At 43.0% G+C, this 10,614-nt stretch carries 6 protein-coding genes; all 6 read right to left on the reverse strand.

Features of this window, described 5'->3' with window-relative positions; genetic code table 11:
* Positions 1-1,112, reverse strand: a 1,112-nt coding sequence (locus tag ACWA6V_RS09915) for a TonB-dependent receptor plug domain-containing protein (RefSeq protein WP_449522336.1), incomplete at its 3' end; no start/stop codon positions are given.
* A 557-nt stretch (positions 1,113-1,669) separates the two neighbouring features.
* Positions 1,670-2,575 (reverse strand): diguanylate cyclase, encoded by a 906-nt coding sequence (locus ACWA6V_RS09920; RefSeq protein WP_449522337.1) that lies wholly within the window; start codon positions 2,573-2,575, stop codon positions 1,670-1,672.
* A gap of 96 nt (positions 2,576-2,671) precedes the next feature.
* A complete protein-coding gene (locus tag ACWA6V_RS09925) occupies positions 2,672-3,778 on the reverse strand; it encodes a SusF/SusE family outer membrane protein (RefSeq protein ID WP_449522338.1) in 1,107 nt (368 codons plus the stop codon).
* 62 nt (positions 3,779-3,840) lie between these two features.
* Entirely contained in the window at positions 3,841-6,615 is a 2,775-nt protein-coding gene (locus ACWA6V_RS09930; RefSeq protein WP_449522339.1) for a TonB-dependent receptor, read from the reverse strand.
* Positions 6,616-6,854: 239 nt separating this feature from the next.
* The gene (locus ACWA6V_RS09935; RefSeq protein ID WP_331351398.1) at positions 6,855-7,712 is read right to left on the reverse strand and encodes a type 2 periplasmic-binding domain-containing protein; all 858 of its coding nucleotides are present in this window, start codon (positions 7,710-7,712) and stop codon (positions 6,855-6,857) included.
* Between the two features lie 153 nt (positions 7,713-7,865).
* Positions 7,866-10,614, reverse strand: a 2,749-nt coding sequence (locus ACWA6V_RS09940) for a putative Ig domain-containing protein (RefSeq protein WP_449522340.1), incomplete at its 5' end; no start/stop codon positions are given.

Below are 10,614 nucleotides of genomic sequence, written 5' to 3' on the forward strand. Positions count from 1 at the left end.
ATATTTAATTCACTGTCAGCAATAGTACCGGCGCGCCCAATGCCCGCGTAACTTTCCGCACGCAGGTCATTTTTGGTGGTTTTACTATGAGATACATCCAACTTAAGAGTTAATTCATCACTTACGTGAAAGGCCGCATTTAAACCGTAAGCGTCGAGCTTACCCTCAATACTCGAAGGATCTGTACGCATCGTCGGGGAATAGCCACCTGTTGTACCGGCAGTTACTACACCATCTACAGTTGTTACCGCCGAAGCAAATGGCATGGATTCAATAAATCCGCGTTTCACGCCCTCATCTTTGAAGTCGATATAAAGCGCATCAACGATAATCTCCCATTGATCATTCGGATTGAATTGGAGCACACCAGTGAGTGCATCGCGCTCTAATACATTTGAAATTGCAAATACATCATTGCCGTCCGGTGTATAAGATCCACCAGCAGCCGGGTTTTGTGTATAACCCCAAACGTTCGATTGTTCAATTTGACTGGGTGATGATGTACTCGCAGCGGCTACGGCAACACCAATTGTGTCGTCTGCAAATTTATCTGAATAACTCAACGCATAGCGATGACCGGTATCATCAAAATCAGGATTATTTGATTTTAAATCGTTAGATTCATAAGTAGCAGAAATTGCTGTACCAGGTGCGGAATCCAACGGCCGAATAGTGCGCAAATCGACAGTACCACCAATACCGGTAGTGGATAGTGAAGCATCAGGTGATTTATAAACGACTGCGCCGCTGATAATTTCGGAAGGATATAAGTCGTACTCTACACCGCGGTTATCTCCAATCCCAAGTAACTCACGGCCATTCATGGTGGTGCCTACATAATCCTCCTTAAAGCCGCGCACTGATAAGCCACTTGTACGTCCATTGCGACGTTCACCCGCCAAGCCAGGCAATCGTGCCAATGTTTCTGCAATACTGGAGTCAGGTAGTTTGCCGATGTCTTCAGCAACAACTGCTTCTACAATAGACGTATTCTCCCTTTTCAAAACTTGCGCTTTTTCCAAGCTCGCCTTGAAGCCGGTAACGAGCACTTCCTCCAGCTCTCCTGATGCATTTTGTGCGTATACAGCATGCGAACCTGCTGCCAACGTCATTGTAGAAACTACTGCTAGTAAGTGGTTGAAATTCCGCTTTATCATAAGATCCCCTAATATAAGATTATTAATTTTTACGATGCATATCGACCAAAAAATGTGACATTTAAATCACAAACTTTTCAAACGTTACCTGGTATTGCGCAAGAAAATACGCCTTAAGTGAAACGACGTTTTTCAACAACAAGCCCATCTCTCTCCTCTGGATATCATGTATTTACCTCCTGTATCCCAAGAGCTGGGAAGGTGGATGTTTATTTAATTGGTAAGAATGATATTCATGATAGATATGGCGCTTGGTAAGACGGATCAACTTATAATTCCGCCCCTTGAGATTTTCAAATCAATAAAAAAGCCCTGATTACAAATGAACAATCAGGGCAATACGGATAACTTAATTAACGAGGAAAAATTTAGATGACAGGAACAAACGACTCCTAAGTATCCACTTAGAAGCGAAAGATTAACGCAATACCACAGGCTCTAATGCATAGTGAACCCTATTTGAAACGTAAACGTCCAATAATTCGCACATGTATCTTTTAATCAGATAAAACTTAATCAGCACGTATAGCCAAGCTATTAGGAGTAAGTGTTTCCTTAAAGCCTAATGAGTCAATATCAAGCCACAACTCTTCTCGTTCCAAAGGAGTTTCTTTTGGTAAGCCGGGATTGCTAATTTTAAATATTTTTCTCTCTTTCAAGTTTGCTTTTTCAATGACTGACTTGATCATAGGGTCATTAAAAAACACCTGATCAAAACTCTTATCTGTGATCGCGCGATTAAGTCCCAACTCAATATCAGCTGCCAATTTCTTATTGCTTTTCGTGGTGAAAAAATAAAATGGCATGCGATAGATCAACATTATTTTTTCCTCCACCACAAGTGGAAGATTCGAATTATCTAATAATTCTTGCCAAGGCTCTTGAACACCTCGTGGAAACGCGTCAAAGCGGGAACCGTCCAACATATAAAATAATCCCTGGTATTTGTTAGCAGTCACCACTCTAAAGTTATTACTGCGGAGTATCTCAGTATCTGCCCATGTTTTGCCTTGACCAAAAGTTAATTGTCGCAAGTCCTCAATTGTGCTGATTTGGTCGAATCTCGCCTGATCACCTTTACGGATAATAAATATTCTGTGCCCAAGCAGACCTTTAAACAAAGGAATACGTACTGGCAATAACGTATCTTCCATTTGTTGGCTTGTAGCAGCCCAAAGCAAATCCGAACCACCAGATGAAACCAGTTCAATATTTCTCGACTGGGTGATTACCTTTTCGTCCGTTATTAATTCATATTTAGTATCAATTTTACTTAAAGCAAGATTGAGCATTTGCATAGCATATCGGCCGTTGCCATCACTTGCGGTATTCACACGAATTATTTCATTTGCGAAAGCATTGCAGACTAAAGAAGATAAAAATCCAATAATTACTAAAAGCAGAGACGCTGGATTCATATATTAATTCGTTTAAATTGGAGTTAATTATTGTCGAGATTAAAAGCCTACTGCAGTTTTAACTGCAGTAGGAAAGGGGTTTAGCTAATTTAACTTCTATTGCAACTCAGCAAGAATGGTTCCTGCGTCGAGATCAATTGTTAACTTATAAGTTCCCGCTTGCGCACCTGAAACAACCCATTTAGCATCTGGGTCACTTTTAAGTCTAAGGTCGTAATTAGATGAACCAATAACAAAAGGAGCGCTCTCAGTCGGCGCATAAATCCAATTGCCTACCTCCCAAGAATCCCGTTGCTCTGAAATTTTAAATTCACCAGCACCTAATGCTAGAGTGAGTGTGAATTTTGCGATATTGTCAGAGTTACGCTCAAATTGCATTGCGTTGCCGAGGTTCCAGCCAATGGGAGTTGCGCTTCCCACGACATACAATCGAGCCAGAGGTTTTCCAATCCAAATTTGTTTATCGACTTGATTGACGGTGATCGTGTATGTTCCACCCTGCCCTTCAGGAATAACCCATTTATTATCTGCGCCGCCAGATACGACAACTTGATAATCAGAAGAGGCTAATGATTGGCCATTCGTTAAAGGATGAATCCAGTCATATCCAGAATCCCAGCTCACAGTTTCCTGCGTGGAAATCTTAAACTCTCCGGGCGTTAACGGACCTGTCCAAGTAAAAATTGCGTTGTTAGTCGGATCTACCGTCATTTTAACTGCTGCAGAAGTATCCCAACCTGCAGGAGTCGCGCTTCCAATCAAAGAAAGTTGCTCATAAAACTCTTTAACGTTCAATGTAAAATAAGCCACCGTTGAATGATTGGATGAGTCTACTGCTAACACTTTGGCTGAATAAGTTTGATCCCCACTATATGCGGCCAGATCCACTTCCACTACCGCTGTGGTACCTGATATATCCCCTTGTGCAACCGTCTCGCCATCAATAGTGACATGGTAAGACTTCAGCGCTTTATCATCAAATAGCTCAATTGGCATCTTTGTGGTTTTAGATGCATCGATACTTGCACCATTTTTTACAGCGCTTCCTGCAACAGAAAAATAAGGTGCTCGATCCACATTGTCACTTGCATTGTATCCACCACCAGAACCTCCACCGCATGCGGTGAGCATTAATAAACTCAACACTCCTGATAACAAGATCAACTTGTTAGTTGCCTTTGAGACAAAATTTACATTTTTCATGATAATTATTTCCAATTTTATAATAAGCATTAATTTTTTAATTTTCTGAGTTCATACTTAAATTAAAACTTAAAGCGAGCACCTATTTCGAAGCGGCGATAATACTGCTCGTAATAATGAGTAGCATTGGTATCACCCCAATAAGTCTGGCCATATTCTTCTAGCAAATTTTGTCCTTCCAAATACACAGAAACATTTTCATTAATGTTATAACTCATGCTCAAATCAAGAGTGGCAAAATCGCTATTCATCTTAGGGTTAGCCCAATCGCCGCCACGAGCGGCAGAAATATAATCATCACGATAGGAATAACTGAGGCGGGTGCTGAAGTTGTCATTTTCATAGAAGCCGACAAGGTTATAGGTATTTTTTGAAACTCCATCCAATTCACCTTCCACCTTAAAATCACCCACAGTGGTGGTTGATTCGGTATCGGCATAGGTGTAGTTCATCTGAACACCAAAACCATTGGCAAATATTTGCTGAAATGCCAACTCAAAACCAGTCAATGAGGCGGAATCACCATTGAAGGGTTTACCAGCCGCAAACGCTACATCCTGCTGCATAGCCGGTTCACCTTCCTCTGTAACAGTAAGGTTATAAATTACCTCCTCACCGCCCCAGAAAATCCAGTTGCTAATGTCTTTGTAATAGATTGCTGCTGATGCAGCCATCCCATTATCGTCATACCATTCGAACGACATGTCATAGTTTGTGGATTCAATTGGTTTGAGCTCGGGATTTCCACCAAAATTAACTCGCGGTGTGCCACTGTTAATTTCCCATTTCAAGTCCGGACCCAAATTGGAAATAGTTGGGCGAGTAATTGTTTGCGATACTGCCGTACGTAATATCGCATTATCGGAAAACTCATAATTGAAACTGGCGGAGGGTAATAAATTGTCATAGGTATTATCGAAGGTGACCGGAATAGAATCACCATATGTACCACTATAATTTGAACTTCCTGAAATTTTTTCTAATGCAACCAACTCTTGAATATGCCCACTGGAAGTTGTATCGGTTTGCACCCAACGCAAGCCTGCATTTGCATTCCAAGTATCGCTTTTTAAATTCAATTGCGTATAAGCACCCAACACTTCTTCCTCAATCAGTGTTGATTCTCGATCCTGTAATCTCGGAGCTAGCTTTTCCTCAAACCGACCTTCCTGGTGCTCAAGGCGGTCAAATGCGCGCGCAGCAGCAAACAGCGAGTAAGGATCCAGCGCCGGCCAATAACTTATACCTGAGTCTTTCCCGGTGTCGTAACGAACTGGATCCGGCAATACTGCGTTAATGCCAACTTGATCCAATTTCTGTGTATAACTTTTACAATAAGCACAACCATCTGCTGATTTATAAATATCCTTGTCTTTTTCACGGGTAGAAAAGGTGACACCAAATTCCAATACTGAATCCAATCCTGAAAGGTCAAAATCGTAATCACCATCAAAACGCAATGAGACCACTTCATCAGAAACTTGCTCTCCTTTAAGCTCCATAAAATGAATACCAATATCATCATTGGTAGCATCCCAGCAATTGCGTCCATCCGTAGTCGTGCAACCTAATTTAGGCACGCCCGATTTTGAAGTATTCCAGGTATATGAAACCGGAGTAAGACCAGCAACTGTATATAAGTTGTCGCCTTCGTTCGGACGTTCAGCTTTTGAGTAAGCCACATCAAAATCTAGCTTTAAATCATCCGTTGCCTGAAAAATTGTATTCCAGCCAATCATGTAGGTATCAGTCTCACGCTCCTGGGTATCATTACCAATTTCTAAATCAGATTTCTCGGTAGTGAAGCCAGTAACAACGTGATCAATCAATACGCCATCATTAGTTGTAGATGGTGTACTCCAAGGGGCTATATCAGTAACGGCGATTCCACTAGAGGTGCCAAAATTAATGTTGTAGGAGTAAGAACTTTCGGGAGTTTTATAATTGGAATAGAAAAAATCAACGGTAGTATCAATGCGATCATCAGGCTTAAACTGAATTGCGCCTGCTACACCGACTCGTTCTCTCTCACCAAATTTATGTTGAAAGGAAGGGATATCAGGCATCCACGCATTAACTGCTTCAGTATTACCATCTGTATTTGCTGGAACACTCACATATTTTTTGGCAGACAATAATTCATAAGTGTCCGCTTTCCATTCACGTTGTGAATAGGTAACACCGAGGGATACACCTAACGTGTCATCATGGAAACTATCCGACACAACAACGGACGATTGACCACCCCATTGTTCCGTACCTTCGTCATATAAACCACCGAGAGAGCCATTTACATGCAATCCAGGAGTGTCAAGTGGCTTACGGGTTTTCAAACTTATCAAACCGCCAATACTTCCCTCCTGAATAGAAGCCATGGAGGTTTTATATACGTCAGCTTGTGAAATAAGCTCTGATGGCATTACGTCAAAGCTGAAATCACGCCCAGCGTTATCAGTTGCGAGTGTTCTACTGTTGAGAGTAGTCATATTAAATTGACTACCCAAACCACGAACAGATACAAAACGGCCTTCTCCTCCACGATCACGAGAAATTTGAACGCCGGGTACCCTCTGCAAGGAGTCAGCTATATTCGCGTCCGGAAACTTACCTATATCTTCCGCAGTAATGGAATCAACAACGACATCAGAATTACGTTTAAAATCTGCCGCCGACTTCAGGCTATTGGCAATACCATAAACAACCACCTCTTCAGTGATATCAGTGTCTGAGCTCTGGGCGTAAACCATATTGGTACCCAAAGCCATAAGGATCGCCGAGCTCAGAATTTTTAATTTGAATTTTCGGGAAGCTTTTGCAGCATTGTTATAAGTATTCACATGTAACCTCGTTATTTGTTACCCATTTGATTTTAGGCTCGTAGTGGAACCACTTGTTTTATTGGAAGCGGAACACCTCCGGACTGGCGCATAAATCTAGAATTTGCAGCCCGATATGTGACGGAGATAACATTGCAATCCGCCCCCCTCTTTTATAAAAATTCTTCGAGGGGCAGCAAGAAATGCGTAACAACTCGGACGATGGACAGGGATGAACAAATTTGGCTGAAGATGGACTGTTAATTGGGAATGGAAAACCAATATTTGCTATCGTCAACCGGAGTGTCTGCAGACAAATAGGGATTTGGTAAACGGAGATACCGTACTGACTGCTCAGTAGGTAAAGGTATAGTCGAGGCAGTGAATGGGTGAGATTGCATATAGGTATAAAATTCACCGGAATTAATTAGCTTTTCAAGCCCTTGCTCAATCCATTGAGCAAGCTCCTCATTTTTCTTATTAACGAAAAAATAAATCGTGAAAGGATAGTGTACGATCAATGACTCATACACCATAAGCTCAGGATACTTTTCAGCTCGCTCGCTAATTTCGATATTGGCTTCCGCAATACCACGAGGAAAATAATCACAGCGCTTCGCCACTACTAACTGAAATAAAGATTCGAAACCAGCAACCTCCTTAATTCGCAACCCTGAATTGCGAAGAATTAATGTGTCAGGCCAGTTTAAACCTTGGCAACCAACCATGCTCTTTAAGTCATCAATGGATTCAACTTGATCGAATTGCGCTCGCATACTTTTATGAATAATAAATCGCCTAAAACCGAGTAAACCACGATCCAATGGGATTCGAATTGCTCGCAATTCAGTTTCTCGCTGGATATCTGTACCTACCCAGAAAATATCTAATTGCTGCCCTTCAAGAACTTGAGAAGTGGCCCGGCCTTGCTCGTAAGTTGAATTCTCTTTTAATATAGGGACTACCCTTCCATTTGCATTTTTCTCAAGCGCCATTATTAAAAGTTGCTTATAGTAAGCATGAATAACATCGCCAGCCATCGCCTTCTGTATGCGCAGCTCTTGAGCATGAGCTACAACACTTAGAAATAAGAAATATATTGCACACAGTAGTTTCACAGTGATCCACCTTAAAAAAACAATCCTGTCTATGGGGCAAATCCCTGAAACGCCATTTCATTGCCCTGAAATTTATTTTTGTTAAAATCTTCTGACAAATATCAATATGAGGTACTTATGAAAAATTTATTAAGCCGTTCACAGGAACCCTGATCAATCTGATTTTTTCTTACCTTGATCAAATAGATAACCAACTTCGCGGATGTGTCGATCTTCTTCAATTCTATCTTTCCGTTGCTGCTCCAACTCCTTCTTACGTTTATCCATGTTATCCAAGATAGGTAACGGATCAAAATCTCGCCAAAGTGGCAACATCGACATAAGTGTCAACAGTAAACTGCTGGCGCGTAAGGACCAAACTAACAAACCTGTGGTTACAGAAAAAGTTATCCCCGCAATAACTGCTTTACGGTGCTGTTCCTCTTCCAATGTTTCATCCATTTGCGCGCGCAAACGACGCACTTCATTATCAAAATCCTCTGCTTCCCAAGGTGCAAATCCCGAATCAGGAGAAATCAGACTTACAAGTGATGTAGAAGCGGTGAGCAGATTTATGGATACGTTCCCGTAGTTCATTAGCTCCAGAGCACGGGCGTAATCACGGCTTGAAGAATCGTTTACATAGGTAAAATCCGATCCATCACTATTATTTATAATTGTATTCCCTGATCCACCCGTGCCCGGCACATTGGTATTGGTAGTGCCATCCGAGTTAGGGGGTGAGAGCGGATCAATCACCTGAGCGCCACCGTCTACGGGTGGATTGGTGACAGGGATCTCCACTGTTGGCGGCTCAGTAGGCGGTGTTATAGGGGGTACTGTAGGGGGTACTGTAGGGGGGATTGCTGGAGGAAGAGTGCCCGGGTCTTCCGGTGTTACAGGCGGCACTACTATCGGTGGAGCAATAGCCGCAGTGACGGTAACTTTAAACTGCGTCTCTACCCAAGCGTTGTCTGTATCCAGTGCGCGCAGCGTGATGATAGATTCACCGCCGGTGCTGGATGAAAACGTCAGCGTCATCATCTCAGTGACAGGATCAATTTGCACGTTGGTAGCAACGGCAGGATTGGAATTTGCCATCAGCGAATATTTCAGCTGTGCAGCATCTTCGATATCGCTAAACACATTATGCAAATTCATTTGCTGCGGAGCAGCGCCAGCCGCCACACGCAGATCAGCAATACCTGTTGAGACAGGCGTGTCGTTGACGGATTCGATATTAATCCGTAGCGACGTTTCTACACTCGCACCCTGAGCATCCTGCGCGCGAATAACCAAATCGGCACTGCCGAATTGATTTGCACCATAGCTGAGTTGCAATTTGCCAGTAGTTGCATCAATGGTTGCGCCACTGACCAGTGTTGGATTGGAGTTGCTGACAACTGAATATTGCAATTGATTCGCAGCAGTTTCCGCATCGCTAAATGCGACAAATAAATCCACCGTGTCGCCCGCTGCATCTTCTACATTATTGGTGGGCGACAATCCGGATGTGACAGGTGCATCGTTAACCGGAATTACCGTTAACTGAAATTGCGCGTTGATACTAACAAGACCATCACTGGCAATAATCTGAATGGATAAAGTTCCAGTATCGTTATTGGTGGGTGTGCCGCTAAAACTGAGTGTCGTCGCATCAAAAACCAACCAGTCTGGTAAAGCATCACCATTAGCAAGTTGGGCGCTGTAAATCAGCGTGGTATCGGCATCCACATCGGCAAACATATTGCTGCCGAAACTGACCGAGAAAGGAATATCTTCCTGTGCTGATTGATTAGCAGGAGGGTTCACCAACACTGGCGCATCATTGGTATTATTAACAGCGATAATAAAAGTATCGCTCGCAGTACCACCATTGCCATCACTCACGCTGACCAACACCGAAATATTGCCGATGTCATCGTTAGTAGGTGTACCACTAAACGTGCGGGTTGCTGCATCAAAACGTAACCAGGATGGTAATGCACCGCCACCGGATAATTGGGCAGAATAATTCAGCGTATCGCCTTCAGCATCTACAAACGTATTAGCGGCAACTGTAAAACCAAATGGGGAATCTTCGCTGGCAGTTTGGTCAGCAATCGTATTTTGCAATACCGGCGGTGCATTAACCGGTTGATTAGTTACCACAATTCCAAAGGTGTCGGAGATGGTGCCACCATTACCATCATTGGCAATCACTTCTATCAACACTGAATCAATATTAGCGCTGGTGGGAGTTCCACTAAACGTGCGTGTAGCGGAATCAAAACTTAACCAGACAGGCAATGCACCACCACCAGCCAATTGCGCACTGTAAGTTAATACATTACCGACATCCTGATCATTAAACGTATTGGCGGCGAATTGAAAATTAAAGGCCGAATTTTCAATCGCATTTTGATCAGCAATAGGATTGGCAAGCGTGGGGGCATCGTTGGTATTGGCAATTACAATCGAAAAAGTATCGGTGACCGTGCCACCATTACCGTCATCGGCAATCACATCAATCGATACTGTGCCTACATTGGCATTCAGCGGTGTGCCACTAAAGGTACGTGTCACCGCATCAAAACTTAACCAGACTGGCAGCGCGCCCCCACCGGCAAGTTGGGCAGAATAGGTAAGCGTATTGCCCGCATCCACATCAGCAAAGGTATTGGCTGCAAATTGAAAATTAAACGCCGCATCTTCCGTTGCATTCTGATCGGGAATCGTATTGGCAATGGTGGGGGTTTTATTAACAACATTCACGACAATGTTAAAAGTATCGGTCACCGTACCACCGTTACCATCATCGGCAATCACGTCAATAGACACAGTACCAAGATCACTATTTGCCGGTGTGCCACTAAACGTACGAGTAACGGGATCAAAACTCAGCCACGCAGGCAATGCGCCACCACCGGCTAATTGCGCCGAA

Source organism: Cellvibrio sp. (genome assembly GCF_053579595.1).

Bases quoted from the DNA above. Each gene is read 5' to 3' on its own strand.
- ACWA6V_RS09920 (WP_449522337.1), bottom strand. From the start codon at position 2,575: ATGAATCCAGCGTCTCTGCTTTTAGTAATTATTGGATTTTTATCTTCT.
- ACWA6V_RS09925 (WP_449522338.1), bottom strand. From the start codon at position 3,778: ATGAAAAATGTAAATTTTGTCTCAAAGGCAACTAACAAGTTGATCTTG.